Consider the following 15250-nt stretch of genomic DNA (forward strand, 5'->3'; position numbering starts at 1 on the left):
TCCCTCTGGGGATCACGTTACAGGAGTCATCATGGATCATTTTAAGCAGCTTGAAGTCTGGTTCGTCATCGGTAGCCAACATCTCTACGGGCCGGAAACGTTACGTCAGGTAAAAGAGAACGCGGAAAAAGTCGTCGCCGGATTGAATCAACAGGCCAACCTGCCCGTTAAGCTGGTACTGAAACCGCTGGTGAAAACGCCAGACGAAATTCTGGCACTGTGCCGCGATGCCAACTATCAGGATAACTGTGTCGGCCTGCTGACCTGGCTGCATACCTTCTCTCCGGCCAAAATGTGGATTGGCGGCCTGAGCGTACTCAGTAAACCGCTGCTGCAATTCCACACCCAGTTCAATGCCGAAGTACCGTGGGACACCATGGATATGGACTTCATGAACCTGAACCAAACCGCGCACGGTGGACGTGAATTTGGTTTCATCGGTGCCCGGATGCGGCAGGCGCATCAGGTTGTCGTCGGCCACTGGCAGGATAAGAACGCCCATGCCCGTATCGGCAAATGGATGCGGGTTGCCGCCGCCATTCAGGAAAGCAAACAGCTGAAGGTTGCGCGCTTTGGCGACAACATGCGTGAAGTCGCCGTCACCGAAGGCGATAAAGTCGGCGCGCAGATCCAGTTCGGTTACTCCGTCAGCGCCTGGGGATTAGGGGATTTAACCTCCGTGGTCGATGCCGTATCCAAAGGCGATATCGATGCGCTGATCGAAGAATACGAGGCCAGCTACCAGTTGACGGATGCGGTGAAACTCAACGGCGCGAACCGTCAGAACCTGCTGGATGCGGCACAGATTGAACTCGGGATGAAACGCTTTCTGGAACAAGGTGGCTACCACGCGTTCACCACCGATTTTGAAAACCTGTACGGCCTGAAACAGCTGCCGGGTCTGGCGGTACAGCGTCTGATGCAGCAAGGCTATGGATTCGGTGGCGAAGGCGACTGGAAAACCGCCGCGCTGCTGCGCATTATGAAAGTGATGGCTGGCGGGTTGTCAGGCGGGACGTCCTTCATGGAGGACTACACCTATAACTTCCAGAACGGTAACGATCTGGTCGTCGGCTCTCACATGCTAGAAGTCTGCCCGACGATTGCGAAAGAGCAGAAACCGATTCTGGATGCGCAACACCTTGGCATTGGCGGCAAAGCCGACCCTGCCCGTTTGATTTTCTCAACGCCGGCTGGGCCGTCCCTCAACGCCAGTGTGATCGATATGGGCGACCGTTTCAGAATGCTGGTTAATCTGGTCGATACCATTGAACAGCCGCGCCCACTGCCGAAATTGCCGGTTGCCCGTGCTATCTGGAAAGCCCAACCGTCGCTGGAAGTGGCGGCCGAAGCCTGGATTCTGGCTGGCGGCGCGCACCACACCGTCTTTAGTCAGGCGCTGGATCTCGAACATATGCGGCTCTACGCCGAGATGCAGAACATTGAGCTGCTGGTGATCGATAACGACACTCGACTCCACGAATTCAAAGATGCGCTGCGCTGGAACGAGGTGTATTACAAACTTTGTAGCCGCTAAGCCCGCACTCAGGGGCCGGTTGTCTACGGATGCGTCGTCCGTGAACAATCTGCCCCTTTATCGGTACTTTTTATCTATAAGCCTTTTCCATCCCACGCGCTGATTTTCCATCGCCCTGTCGCCCGAAACGCCATCACATTTTCCTGTCAATCTATTATTTTTCATTTTCATTCGTTTGTTGTTGAAAAATAAGCGTACTTTTTTCATCACCCTCTAGACAGGCTTTTTCGCTTGAATATACTTAGTCATCTCAACCACATAACTATTAGACCAATCACCATGACCGTTCATGACTATTTGCTCAAATTTAGGAAAGTCAGTTCAACAGAAAGTCTGGAAAAACTCTTTGATCACCTCAATTATTCTCTGACAGACAGTCAGGAAATCATCAACATGTACCGTGCTGCGGACCATCGGCGGGCCGAGTTGGCATCTGGCGGGCGCTTATTCGATCTCGGCTGCGTGCCAAAATCTGTCTGGCATCACGTTCTGTAGTTGTTAGCAACAAAAAGAATAGTTATGCAATAATTTCCTTCCGGGATATTACGCAGAACGCTCAGCTCGTTACTGTATAATAGCCCGGCGCTTCTGTTATTAAGCGAATCTGACCTTCCGCCCCTTGAAGGGGACGGCGATAACCCTACTTTGGGTATGTTGTCGAAAACCCAACAATGCCTGATAATAGTCTGGTTTTGTTTTCTAGGCACCGTAATGACCGAATACGCATTGCTCTTTGTTAGCATCCTTCTGGTAAATAATTTCGTCTTAGTGAAGTTTCTTGGGCTGTGCCCCTTTATGGGCGTGTCCAAAAAGCTCGAGACGGCGATTGGCATGGGCATGGCGACCACGTTTGTGATGACTGTCGGCTCCATGTTTTCCTGGTTGGTCAACGAATTTATTCTCGTTCCGCTCGATATTCTCTATTTGCGCACCATGGCCTTTATTCTGGTGCTCGCCGTGGTGGTGCAGTTCTCCGAGATGTTCGTGCGCAAAGTCAGCCCTGAGCTGTACCGCCTGCTGGGGATCTTCCTGCCGCTGATTACCACCAACTGTGCGGTGCTTGGCGTCGTGCTGCTCAACATCAACCTGTCGCACGGTTTCCTGCAATCGACGATTTATGGTTTCGGCGGCGCGGCGGGCTTCTCGCTGGTGATGGTGCTCTTCGCCGCCATTCGTGAACGCCTTGCCGTGTCAGATATTCCTGCACCGTTCCGCGGTTCGTCTATCGCGCTGGTCACCGCAGGCCTCATGTCGCTGGCATTTATGGGCTTTGCCGGACTGGTGAAATTCTGATGATCGCTATCTGGATTGCCATTGCGGCATTAAGCGCCCTCGCGCTGGCATTCGGTCTGGTGCTCGGCTACGCCTCCCGTCGGTTTGAAGTCGAAAACGATCCGATCGTGGAAGAAGTGGAAGCCATGCTGCCACAAAGCCAGTGCGGCCAGTGCGGTTATCCTGGCTGTCGGCCCTACGCCGAAGCAGTCGCGCTGAATGGCGAAAGTATTAATAAATGCGGCCCCGGCGGCGAAGCGATGATGCTGAAGCTGGCTGAAAAGCTCAACGTCGATCCGCAGCCGCTGGAAGGTGATGCCGACGTTCAAGCTCCCGCCCGCCATGTTGCGTGGATCGATGAAAGCAACTGCATCGGCTGCACCAAATGCATTCAGGCGTGTCCGGTTGATGCCATTATCGGTAGCACCAAAGCGGTACACACCGTCGTCAGCGATTTGTGCACCGGCTGCGATCTCTGCGTCTCCCCTTGCCCGACGGACTGTATCGAATTACGTCCTATCGCGCCGACTCCCGCTAACTGGAAATGGGATCTCGATACGATTCCAGTACGCGTTATTCAAGTAGAACGACATGCTTAAGCTGTTTTCCGCCTTTAAAAAAGACAGAATCTGGGATTTCGACGGAGGCATTCATCCGCCGGAAATGAAGACGCAGTCCAGCCAGATACCACTGCGCCAGATCCCGCTGCCAGAACAGTTCATTATTCCCCTCAAGCAGCATCTAGGGCCGGAAGGCGAGATCTGTGTCAGCGTCGGCGATAAAGTCCTGCGCGGTCAGCCGTTAACGCGGGGAAAAGGCCGCACCTTGCCTGTTCACGCACCGACATCAGGAACGGTGAACGCGATTCGCCAGCACACGACGGCGCATCCGTCTGGTCTGTCCGAACTCAGCATCATCATCGTGCCGGATGGCGACGATCGCTGGTGCGAACGCCAAACCTTGACGGATTACCGTGAACATAGCGTCGATACCTTGCTTGCCCATCTGCATCAGGCTGGCATTGCGGGCTTAGGCGGCGCCGGCTTCCCTACTGCGGCCAAGTTACAAGGCGGGATGCGCGGGATTGAAACCCTGATTATCAACGGCGCAGAGTGTGAACCCTATATCACCGCTGATGATCGACTCATGCAGGAGTGCGCCGAAGAGATTATTCAGGGCGTCGAGATTCTGTCATTCCTGTTGCAACCGAAACGCATTCTGATTGGGATCGAAGATAACAAACCGGAAGCCATCAACGCCCTGCGATTGGCCTTGGGCAAACGCAGCGACATGCAGCTGCGCGTCATCCCAACTAAGTATCCGTCAGGCGGTGCCAAGCAGCTCACCAAGATTCTGACTGGCAAGGAAGTCCCGTTCGGTAAACACTCCGCCGCCATTGGCGTACTGATGCAGAACGTCGGAACGGCTTTCGCCATCAAACGCGCCGTGATCGACGGCGAACCGCTCACCGAACGCGTGGTGACGCTGACCGGTGAAGCCTTGCGCCAGCCTGGTAACGTCTGGGCACGGTTGGGTACACCGGTACGTCACCTGCTCAAACAGGGCGGCTTCCACGTCAATAAGCAGCCGATGGTCGTGATGGGTGGGCCGCTGATGGGCTTTACCCTGCCGTCACTGGATGTCCCTATCGTCAAAATCAGTAACTGCCTGCTCGCGCCGTCACATGCGGAAATGGAGCCCGTTGCTGAAGAACAATCCTGCATTCGCTGTAGCAAATGTGCCGATGCCTGTCCGGCAGGCCTGTTACCGCAACAGCTTTACTGGTTCAGTCGTGGGCAAGAACACGAAAAAGCCCGCAATCACCATCTGTTTGACTGCATCGAATGCGGTGCCTGTGCTTACGTCTGCCCCAGCAATATTCCGCTGGTGCAGTATTACCGTCAGGAAAAGGCCGAAATTCGGGCCATCGATGAAGAGGCACAGCGTGCCGCACAGGCCAAAGTGCGCTTTGATGCTAAACAGGCTCGTCTGGAGCGGGAAAAGGCGGCACGTGAACTGCGCCATAAAAAGGCAGCGGTTAGCGTCTCCACCACGGATAAAGATTCCGTTCAGGCCGCGTTGGAGCGCGTACGCCGTAAGCAAACCGCCGCAACAGAAGTCGGTTCGCCAATCGAGGTCATCCCCGACGCACAGCCGGATAACAGTGCCGCCATCGCCGCGCGTGCTGCCCGCAAAGCACAGGCTCGTGAACAACAGACACAGCAGGAAGCGCCTGCGACCGAGGTTCCCTCTGCCGAGCTTGACGATCCCCGCAAAGCCGCCGTGGCCGCCGCTCTGGCTCGCGTTAAAGCGCGTAAGGCTGCACAGCAATCTGAGGCAGTAAGCCCAGAAAGTACAGAAGAAGCGGCAACGCCTGCGGTTTCCAACGTGGCGGCAGAACCGATTGCTGTTGTTGAAGTACAAGAGTCGGACGATCCGCGTAAAGCGGCCGTTGCCGCTGCTATCGCGCGAGTTAAAGCTCGTAAAGCCGCACAACAGCCTGCAACAACCACGGAAGAACCTGTTTCGGCGGCTGCTCCTGACGTAGTCGCAGAACCGATTGCCGTCGTTGAAGTACAAGAGCCAGAAGATCCACGCAAGGCTGCCGTTGCTGCCGCTATCGCGCGCGTTAAAGCTCGTAAAGCCGCGCAGCAATCAGCAACAACCACGGAAGAGCCTGTTTCGGCGGCTGTCCCTGACGTAGTGCCAGAACCGCTTGCCGTTGTTGAAGTACAAGAGCCAGAAGATCCACGTAAGGCTGCCGTTGCTGCCGCTATCGCTCGCGTCAAAGCCCGTAAAGCCGCGCAGGCATCGTCATATCAAGAGGAATAAATGGCTTTCAGAATTGCGAGTTCACCGTTCACACATAACCAGCAGCGCACACAGCGCATCATGCTGCTGGTCATTCTGGCCTGTCTGCCGGGTATGCTGGCGCAGTATTACTTCTTTGGCTACGGTAACCTGATTCAGGTCGGGCTGGCGTCCGCTACCGCGCTTATCGCAGAAGGCGTGACGCTGTCACTGAGAAAATTCGCTGTACGCACCACGCTGGCTGATAATTCCGCCCTATTGACCGCGGTGCTGCTCGGCATCAGTCTGCCACCGCTAGCCCCCTGGTGGATGGTGGTCATGGCAACCGTCTTCGCCATCATTATCGCCAAACAGCTGTATGGCGGCTTAGGGCAAAACCCTTTTAACCCCGCGATGATTGGCTATGTGGTGCTGCTGATCTCTTTCCCGGTTCAAATGACAAGCTGGCTGCCGCCCACGCCGTTGCAAACCATTCCCGTCGGTTTCCATGATGCGTTAATTATCATCTTTACCGGACACACGCCTGACGGGTACACCATGCAGCAACTGATGCACAACGTTGATGGCGTCAGTCAGGCTACCCCGCTGGATACGTTTAAAACCAGCCTGCGCTCCGGCCAAACGCCGCAGGACATTCTGCAACAGCCGATGTTTGCTCAATCGCTGTCCGGTATTGGCTGGCAGTGGGTGAATATCGGTTTTCTTATCGGCGGACTGTTTTTGCTGATGCGTGGCACCATTCGCTGGCATATTCCGGTCAGTTTCCTGCTGTCGCTGATGTTCTGCGCCTCACTAAGCTGGATCATTTCGCCGGAGAAATTCGCGCCACCGATGTTACATCTGCTGTCCGGGGCGACGATGCTCGGCGCATTTTTCATCGCAACCGATCCCGTTACCGCATCAACCACCAACCGAGGGCGTCTGATTTTCGGGGCGCTGATTGGGTTACTGGTCTGGCTGATTCGTACCTATGGTGGCTACCCGGACGGCGTCGCGTTTGCCGTTCTGCTGGCAAATATCACCGTGCCGCTGATCGACTATTACACCAAGCCACGCGCTTACGGCCACCATCGCTAAGGAGACGCCCATGATGACGACAATGCGCCGCCACGCGACAACACTGGCCTTATTTGCTGCTGGTACGACTGCATTAACCGCCGTGGTGAACATGTTAACGGAACCGACGATCTCGCATCAGGCGATGCTGCAACAAAAGATGCTGTTGGATCAGGTGGTTCCCGCAGAGTTATACAACAGTGACATGCAAAAAGAGTGTTACGTTGTCACTAACCCTGCACTCGGATCATCAGCGCCGCACCGCGTGTTCATTGCCCGCCAGAATGGTGAACCCGTTGCTGCCGCACTGGAAAGTACCGCGCCGGATGGCTATTCTGGTGCTATTCGGCTGCTGGTCGGGGCCGATTTTCACGGTAAGGTACTCGGTGTTCGCGTTACCGAGCATCATGAAACACCGGGGCTGGGTGATAAAATCGAAGTGCGAATTTCTGACTGGATCACCCGATTCAGCGGGCAAACAGTACAGGACGAGCGGGATGCCCGCTGGGCAGTGAAGAAAGAAGGCGGAATGTTTGATCAATTTACCGGCGCCACCATTACGCCACGCGCCGTCATTAACAGCGTAAAACGCAGCGCCCTTTACCTGCAAACGCTGCCGTCACAAATCAACACGCTGTCCGCCTGTGGAGAGAACCAATGAGTCAGACCAAAGCACTTTTCATTGAAGGGTTATGGAAGAACAACTCGGCACTGGTTCAATTACTGGGCCTTTGCCCCCTGCTGGCCGTGTCATCAACCGCGACTAACGCGCTGGGATTAGGGCTGGCAACCACGCTGGTTCTCACCTGTACCAACATGGCCGTCTCCGCGCTGCGTCGCTGGGTACCGGCGGAAATCCGTATTCCCATTTACGTCATGATCATCGCTTCGGTGGTCAGCACCGTACAGATGCTGATCAACGCCTATGCCTATGGCTTATATCAATCGCTGGGGATTTTTATCCCGCTGATCGTGACGAACTGTATCGTTATCGGCCGGGCAGAAGCCTTTGCCTCCAAGAATGCGGTTTTCCCTTCCGCTATTGACGGTCTGGCAATGGGTTTAGGGGCGACCAGCGCACTGGTGGTGCTCGGCTCTTTACGTGAAATTCTGGGTAACGGCACGCTATTCGACGGCGCAGATTTGCTGCTGGGCGGTTGGGCTAAGGTTCTACGGATTGAGGTTGTCCACCTCGATTCCCCGTTCCTGCTGGCGATGCTGCCACCAGGCGCGTTTATCGGCCTGGGACTGTTGCTGGCCGTGAAATATTTGATCGATGAGAAAATGAAACAACGCCGAGCCCGTGCCGCTGCCGCCGAAGGGAAAGCGGTGCCAACAACGGGTACCGTAGGGGAATCGCGGTGAACAAGGTCAAACGGGTTGAGATCTTAGCGCGTTTACGCGACAACAATCCCCATCCGACGACTGAATTACATTTCAGCACGCCGTTTGAACTGCTTATCGCCGTATTACTTTCCGCACAGGCAACCGATGTCAGCGTGAACAAGGCAACCGCAAAACTCTACCCTGTTGCCAACACACCGGAAGCGATGCTTGAGCTCGGCGTAGACGGCGTGAAAGACTACATCAAGACGATCGGCCTGTTTAACAGCAAAGCAGAAAACGTCATCAAGACCTGCCGTTTATTGCTGGAAAAGCATCAGGGACAGGTTCCCGAAGATCGCGCCGCGCTGGAAGCCTTACCCGGCGTAGGACGAAAAACGGCAAACGTCGTCCTGAATACCGCGTTTGGCTGGCCGACGATTGCCGTTGATACGCACATCTTTCGCGTCAGTAACCGGACAGGATTCGCTCCGGGTAAAAATGTCGAACAGGTAGAGGAAAAACTGCTGAAAGTGGTTCCGGCAGAATTTAAAGTCGACTGCCATCACTGGTTAATCCTGCATGGTCGTTACACCTGTATTGCCCGCAAACCGCGCTGCGGTTCCTGCCTGATTGAAGATTTATGTGAATTTGGCGAAAAGGTCGACGCCTAATCTGCTGTGGTCTGGTGGAATCTCTCTCACCAGATCGCCTTCTCCGTTCTTCCTCACCCCACCTCGCCTTTCGCTCTCCCACGATCGGCGTGATCTGTGTGTTCTCTGCATCTTACTGCTCAGACAACGATGCGCTTAGGCGGTTTATTCGATGCGCTGTAGCGTATTTCGCTATCAAAAAGCCTGTATAAAAGTACAAGTAACCACTATTTAAGGCTAATAAGTTATTTTTAATAGAAAATTTAGTGATTGAAAATCACGAGAGGTGACTATATCAATATTTATCTTATTGCATGCTATTGATGGATTTTTATACTCACTGCATATTTAGTGATATGCAAAACATTAAACCGCATATTCATTCATAGTTAATGATATTGTCTTGATTTTAAGTAAAAGGCAGATTATATCCCTTTTGTGAAAAACAAATAGGTAAAACCAATATAATCATTTGAAGCAAAAGAAAGTTATGAAATTAAACTCTGCATAACATTTAATTTCTGGTTTTATCCAACACCTAAAACCACTTGTAACAAAACATGTCAAATGACTTGCCTGTCCGTAAAATCACGTCAATATAGCGCCGTTTTTCCTCCCCATAACTAGTCAAAAGAGGTTGCAGTTTCACTGCTTCACTCTTGTTATTTTCTCGTTAAAAAAAATGAGACAGGTAAAATCAGAGGTCTTTGTGTCAACAGCAAACAACAACAGCGAATCCCCTGAAAGCGTCAGCATGAACGCTTTCAAACAACCAAAAGCGTTTTATCTCATCTTTAGCATCGAGCTGTGGGAGCGTTTTGGTTACTACGGCCTGCAAGGCATTATGGCGGTTTATCTGGTCAAAATGCTGGGCATGTCCGAAACCGACTCCATTACTCTCTTCTCCTCATTCAGCGCGCTGGTATACGGTTTCGTCGCCATTGGCGGCTGGCTGGGTGATAAAGTCCTCGGCACCAAACGTGTGATCGTGCTGGGTGCTATCGTGCTGGCGATCGGTTACACCATGATTGCCTATTCAGGCCACAGCGTGACGTGGGTGTACATCGGCATGGCGACCATTGCCGTCGGTAACGGATTGTTTAAAGCCAACCCGTCAGCCCTGCTGTCTACCAGCTATGCGAAAGACGATCCGCGCCTGGATGGGGCTTTCACCATGTACTATATGGCGGTGAACATCGGCTCCTTCTTTTCTATGCTGGCTACACCGGTACTTGCCGCGAACTATGGCTGGAGCGTAGCCTTCTCCCTGAGCGTGGTCGGCATGATTCTGACGCTGATTAACTTTATGTTCTGCCGCAAGTGGGTCAGTACACAAGGTTCTCAGCCAGATTTCCAACCGATCAATCTGCCGAAGCTCGCCGTCACGCTCGCGGGTATTGTCGCGCTGGTCGCCCTTTCCACCTGGCTGCTGCACAACCAGAGCGTCGCACGCTGGATTCTGACGCTTATTTCACTGGCCGTTGTTGCCATCTTCATCAAAGAGATGCTGGCGGTGAGCGGTGCAGAACGCCGGAAAATGATTGTCGCACTACTGCTGATGCTGGAAGCCGTTGTCTTCTTTGTGCTGTACAACCAGATGCCAACATCGCTGAACTTCTTTGCTATTCGCAACGTTGAACACTCGATTTTAGGTTTTACCTTTGAGCCAGAGCAGTATCAGGCGCTCAACCCGTTCTGGATTATGGTTGCCAGTCCGATTCTGGCTGCGGTTTACAACAAAATGGGCGACCAACTGCCGATGGCGCACAAGTTTGCGGTGGGTATGGTGTTATGCTCCGGCGCGTTTCTGGTGCTGCCGTGGGGTGCCAGTATGGCAAACGAACAGGGTATCGTGTCCGTCAACTGGCTGATCCTCTGCTATGGCCTGCAAAGTATCGGGGAGTTGATGATTTCCGGTCTGGGTCTGGCGATGGTCGCTCAACTGGTACCACAGCGCCTGATGGGCTTTATTATGGGTGCCTGGTTCCTTACGTCAGCGGGTGCCGCCATTATCGCGGGCTACGTTGCTAATATGATGGCCGTGCCTGAGAATGTCGTAGACCCGCACGCGTCTCTTGAGATTTATAGCAATGTCTTCATGCAGATTGGTATCGTCACGGGCATCATCGCCGTTCTGATGCTGCTGACCGCGCCGAAACTGACGCGTATGACGCAGGATGTCACCGACGCCCCTGTGGACGCTGTCACTACAACAGCCTCTGCCTGATAACTCGCTGGAACCCGTCACGCAAAAGACAGTGTGACGTGTTATTGGTGAAAAATTAGATGATAGTCAGATGATAAAAAGCCAGACAGTGTCTGGCTTTTTTTACGTTGGTTGATCCGGCCTGAATGACGTTTACTTCACTGGCAGCGTCACATCTTTGAACATCGCTTCAATTTCATCATTCGAACGCAGCGCAACGGCAGAATCAACAACATCGCGCGTTAAGTGCGGCGCAAAGCGCTGGATGAAATCGTACATGTAGCTGCGCAGGAACGTGCTGCGGCGGAAGCCAATTTTCGTCGTGCTGTAGCTGAAGATGCTGTTAGCGTTGATGGTCACCAGATCGGTTTCCGTCTGCGGATCGACCGCCATATTCGCAATAACCCCGACCCCCAACCCTAAACGCACGTAGGTCTTAATGACATCGGCATCCGTTGCGGTAAAGACGATACGCGGCGTAAGGCCAGCGCGATTAAACGCCGTATCCAGCTCGGAGCGACCGGTAAAACCAAAGGTATAGGTGACGATAGGATAAGCGGCCAGTTCTTCGATGGTGATATCGGTCTTAGACGCCAGCGGGTGATCCGGTTTGACTACCACCGCACGATTCCAGTGGTAGCACGGCAGCATGATCAGGTCGTCGTACAAATGCAGCGCTTCGGTCGCAATAGCAAAATCCGCAGAGCCTTTCGCAACGGCCTCAGCAATCTGCGTCGGCGAGCCCTGATGCATGTGCAGCGACACGCGAGGATAGCGATCGATGAAGCCTTTGATGACGCTTGGCAACGCGTAGCGCGCCTGCGTATGCGTGGTCGCGACATACAGCGACCCTTTATCAGGATAGGTATGTTCCCCAGCAACCGCTTTGATGGCATCGACTTTCGACAACACTTCACGTGCAATGCGGATGACTTCCTGTCCGGCGGGTGTCACCTGTGTCAGGTGTTTTCCACTACGGGCAAAAATCTGAATGCCCAACTCATCCTCCAGCATGCGGACCTGTTTACTGATCCCCGGCTGGGAGGTGTACAACCCTTCTGCGGTAGAAGACACATTCAGGTTGTGATTAACAACTTCAACAATATAACGAAGCTGTTGTAGTTTCATAATTTATCCCATTCCCAATTGAAGTGTGCGCGTGGCATCTCACGACGTTCTGACGACGTTCCGTTTTATTGACTTTGATTATACTCGTCATACTTCAAGCTGCTTGTGCGTTGGCCGCCTTTACTCACCCCAGTCACTTACTTATGTAAGCTCCTGGGGACTCGCGCAGTTGCCGCCTTCACGCAACTCGAATTATTTAGGGTATACGCCTTAACCACCTGGCGCATATTTCCATCAATTAATGTCATTTAATCATAAAAACTATTTTTATATAACCATTTTTGCATGGCGGCAGCGATAAAGAACGCGGTGCAGGCGATTATCACCGAGGTAAACCGCATTATTCTCTATCACGGATCAACAATCCTTATGCTACCGCAGCACAATCTTCATATATCTGTTTTATCTGGATATTTTCTGCGATCAAAAAAGCCAGCCTTGCGGCTGGCTTGATTTAGCGATGTCTTACACATAACCGAGTTATGTGCAGGGTAACTGAAAGAAGTTACTTCTTCCCTTCAACCCATTTGCCATCAATGTAAAAAGCTGACCAGCCCGTTGCCTTGCCGTCTTTCTCTGACGAGACATATTGCTGCTTGGTCTTACGGCTGAAACGTACCTGCGTTTTGTTGCCGTCTTTATCAGCCACAGGAGCATCGGCCAGATAGCGCAGTTTTTCCGGTAAACGATCCTTGAATCGCACCAGTTCTTCTACCAGCGGCGCCCGCGTTTCGCGAGATTTCGGGAACGTATTAGCGGCAAGGAAAACCCCTGCTGCTCCATCACGTAATACGAAATAGGCATCAGACTTCTCGCAAGGCAGCTCAGGCAACGGCACCGGATCTTCTTTCGGTGGCGCAACATCGCCATTACGCAGGATCTTACGCGTGTTACTACACGTCTCGCCGGTGCATGCCATGTATTTACCGAAGCGACCCATTTTGAGGTGCATCTCGGAGCCACATTTCTCGCACTCAACAATCGGACCATCGTAGCCTTTGATGCGGAATTCACCGGCTTCGATCTCATATCCGTCACAGGCTGGGTTATTCCCGCAAACGTGCAGCTTGCGCTGATTATCAATCAGGTAGCTGTCCATCGCCGTACCGCATTTTTCGCAGCGACGACGAGCACGCAGCGCGTTGGTTTCGGCATCGTCGCCTTCCAACACGTTCAGCACTTCCGTTTCCGGTATCAGGTTGATCGTGGTCTTACAGCGCTCTTTCGGCGGCAGTGCATAGCCGGAACAGCCCAGGAACACCCCGGTACTGGCAGTACGGATACCCATTTGACGAGAGCAAGTTGGGCAGTCAATGCTGGTTAATACCATCGCATTGGGACGCATGCCGCCTTCTTCAGGATCCTGCTCTGCTTTTTCCAACTGCTGGCTAAATTCGTTGAAGAACTCATCCAGTACCGCTTTCCATTCCGCCTGATTATTGGCGACCTGATCGAGGCGGCTTTCCATCCGTGCGGTGAAATCGTAATTCATCAGTTCGCGGAAGTTCTCTTCCAGTCGATCGGTAACGATTTCACCCATTTTCTCGGCGTAGAAACGGCGATTCTCCGCTCGGACATAGCCGCGATCCTGGATGGTTGAAATAATAGATGCGTAGGTAGACGGACGACCAATCCCGCGTTTTTCCAGCTCTTTAACCAAAGAAGCATCGCTATAACGTGCAGGTGGTTTAGTGAAGTGTTGCCCTGGCAGCAGTTTCTGCAGCGACAGCGCTTCGCCCACCGCCACGGTCGGCAACGTGCGGTCTTCATCATTTTTACGCAACGCAGGCATGACTTTCGTCCAGCCATCGAAGCGTAGTGTACGGCCTTTGGCACGCAGCTGATAATCGGCAGCTTCCACGATTAACGTAGTGGAATCGTATTGCGCTGGTGTCATTTGGCAGGCGACGAACTGACGCCAAATCAGTTGATACAGCTTCTGCGCATCGGCTTCCATATCTTTCAGGTTGTCAGCTAACACGCCGACATCGGAAGGACGAATCGCTTCGTGCGCTTCCTGCGAGTTTTCTTTGCTGCTGTAAAGGTTCGCTGACTCCGGCAGATAGCGCTTGCCGAATTCTTCGCCAATATAGCCACGTACCATCGTCAAGGCATCCTGACTGAGGTTCGTTGAGTCGGTACGCATGTAGGTAATGTAGCCCGCTTCGTACAGACGCTGCGCCATCATCATGGTCTTTTTCACGCCGAAGCCAAGGCGCGTACTGGCAGCCTGTTGCAGCGTGGAGGTGATGAACGGTGCGCCCGGCTTGCTGCTGGTCGGCTTATCTTCACGATCGGCAACCACATAGCGCGCGTTCTCAAGCAGGCTGACCGCTGCATGTGTTTGTTCTTTATTAACCGGTTTAAACGGTTTGCCGTTGTGGTGCGTCACCTGCATTTGCAGTTGAATATCGCTGCCTGCCAGCAAATCAGCGTGCAGTTCCCAATATTCTTCCGGCACGAACGCTTTGATTTCACGCTCGCGATCGACAATCAGGCGTACCGCAACCGACTGTACGCGCCCAGCGGACAGGCCACGGGCAATTTTTTTCCACAGCAGCGGAGAAACCATGTAACCCACCACGCGATCCATAAATCGACGTGCCTGCTGGGCATTCACGCGGTCAATATTCAACGTGTCGGGTTTTTCAAACGCCTGTTTAATGGCATTTTTCGTGATTTCGTTAAACACCACGCGGCTGAAACGCTGATCGTCACCACCAATGATTTCCCGCAGGTGCCAGGCAATGGCTTCCCCTTCGCGGTCAAGGTCGGTTGCGAGATAGATGTGGTCAGCATTTTCCGCCAGTGTTTTTAATTCGGAGACAACCTTCTCCTTACCCGGCAGTATTTCGTAGTTGGCTTTCCAGCCATGATAAGGGTCGACGCCCATACGATTAACTAGCGCGGATTTCTCATCCTTTTTGACTTTCTTTTTCGTTTTATCTTTAGTCGTTGAGTCCGCGCTCTTTTTACTGACTGAGCCACTCGTCGGCAAATCGCGCACATGACCGACGCTGGATTTAACCACGTAGTCATTGCCTAAATACTTATTGATCGTTTTGGCTTTTGCCGGGGACTCGACGATAACGAGAGCTTTACCCATATGTACTATTACCTGCTGAATTCTTCTGAAAATCAGATATTTTTCGGGGCATCCAGAGCGGATTCTACTGACTGCGCAAAATCCCACACTCTACCTGATAAATATTGCCACGCAACCTAATTAGCATGGAAACTCTGTTTTATCCGCTTCCTGCCACA

General features: G+C 52.9%; 13 protein-coding genes. 10 read left to right on the plus strand and 3 right to left on the minus strand.

Annotated features, from left to right (window positions below):
- The first annotated feature begins 31 nt into the window (after positions 1–31).
- On the plus strand, positions 32–1537 hold the full coding sequence (gene araA, locus QWJ20_RS00340) for an L-arabinose isomerase (RefSeq protein ID WP_433991611.1): 1506 nt from the start codon (positions 32–34) through the stop codon (positions 1535–1537).
- Between the two features lie 57 nt (positions 1538–1594).
- Here the strand turns inward: araA and QWJ20_RS00345 are convergent, their stop codons facing one another.
- On the minus strand, positions 1595–1744 hold the full coding sequence (locus QWJ20_RS00345; RefSeq protein ID WP_433991612.1) for a hypothetical protein: 150 nt from the start codon (positions 1742–1744) through the stop codon (positions 1595–1597).
- 72 nt (positions 1745–1816) lie between these two features.
- On the opposite strand from QWJ20_RS00345, the gene ydgT reads away from it, so the two are divergent.
- From ydgT to dtpA, 9 genes are all read left to right on the plus strand, one after another.
- Positions 1817–2032, plus strand: coding sequence for a transcription modulator YdgT (gene ydgT, locus QWJ20_RS00350; protein ID WP_010275188.1), 216 nt, complete (start codon positions 1817–1819; stop codon positions 2030–2032).
- A 216-nt stretch (positions 2033–2248) separates the two neighbouring features.
- Positions 2249–2830, plus strand: a complete 582-nt coding sequence (gene rsxA / locus QWJ20_RS00355; RefSeq protein ID WP_095699446.1) for an electron transport complex subunit RsxA — start codon at positions 2249–2251, stop codon at positions 2828–2830.
- On the plus strand, positions 2830–3408 hold the full coding sequence (gene rsxB, locus QWJ20_RS00360) for an electron transport complex subunit RsxB (RefSeq protein WP_010296123.1): 579 nt from the start codon (positions 2830–2832) through the stop codon (positions 3406–3408). Before rsxA ends, rsxB begins: the two co-directional genes overlap by 1 nt.
- Positions 3401–5641 (plus strand): electron transport complex subunit RsxC, encoded by a 2241-nt coding sequence (gene rsxC / locus QWJ20_RS00365; protein WP_433991613.1) that lies wholly within the window; start codon positions 3401–3403, stop codon positions 5639–5641. The genes rsxB and rsxC overlap by 8 nt, the downstream gene beginning before the upstream one ends.
- Positions 5642–6697 carry an electron transport complex subunit RsxD gene (gene rsxD, locus QWJ20_RS00370; RefSeq protein WP_433991614.1) on the plus strand — a complete coding sequence of 352 codons (1056 nt, stop codon included), beginning with the start codon at positions 5642–5644 and terminating at the stop codon, positions 6695–6697.
- A 10-nt stretch (positions 6698–6707) separates the two neighbouring features.
- The gene (gene rsxG, locus QWJ20_RS00375) at positions 6708–7337 is read left to right on the plus strand and encodes an electron transport complex subunit RsxG (protein ID WP_109411001.1); all 630 of its coding nucleotides are present in this window, start codon (positions 6708–6710) and stop codon (positions 7335–7337) included.
- On the plus strand, positions 7334–8041 hold the full coding sequence (locus tag QWJ20_RS00380) for an electron transport complex subunit E (protein ID WP_433991615.1): 708 nt from the start codon (positions 7334–7336) through the stop codon (positions 8039–8041). The genes rsxG and QWJ20_RS00380 overlap by 4 nt, the downstream gene beginning before the upstream one ends.
- The gene (gene nth / locus QWJ20_RS00385) at positions 8038–8673 is read left to right on the plus strand and encodes an endonuclease III (RefSeq protein ID WP_174865633.1); all 636 of its coding nucleotides are present in this window, start codon (positions 8038–8040) and stop codon (positions 8671–8673) included. Before QWJ20_RS00380 ends, nth begins: the two co-directional genes overlap by 4 nt.
- A gap of 688 nt (positions 8674–9361) precedes the next feature.
- Positions 9362–10879, plus strand: coding sequence for a dipeptide/tripeptide permease DtpA (gene dtpA / locus QWJ20_RS00390; RefSeq protein ID WP_226309407.1), 1518 nt, complete (start codon positions 9362–9364; stop codon positions 10877–10879).
- 132 nt (positions 10880–11011) lie between these two features.
- On the opposite strand, the gene cysB is transcribed toward dtpA, so the two are convergent.
- Together cysB and topA are read right to left on the minus strand one after the other, a co-directional pair.
- Positions 11012–11986 (minus strand): HTH-type transcriptional regulator CysB, encoded by a 975-nt coding sequence (cysB, locus tag QWJ20_RS00395; protein ID WP_005968651.1) that lies wholly within the window; start codon positions 11984–11986, stop codon positions 11012–11014.
- A 505-nt stretch (positions 11987–12491) separates the two neighbouring features.
- Positions 12492–15092 carry a type I DNA topoisomerase gene (gene topA / locus QWJ20_RS00400; protein WP_103860717.1) on the minus strand — a complete coding sequence of 867 codons (2601 nt, stop codon included), beginning with the start codon at positions 15090–15092 and terminating at the stop codon, positions 12492–12494.
- Positions 15093–15250 lie beyond the last annotated feature (158 nt).

The sequence above is a fragment of the Pectobacterium sp. S5 genome, from assembly GCF_051707265.1.
GTDB classification, from domain to species: Bacteria; Pseudomonadota; Gammaproteobacteria; order Enterobacterales; family Enterobacteriaceae; genus Pectobacterium; species Pectobacterium polare.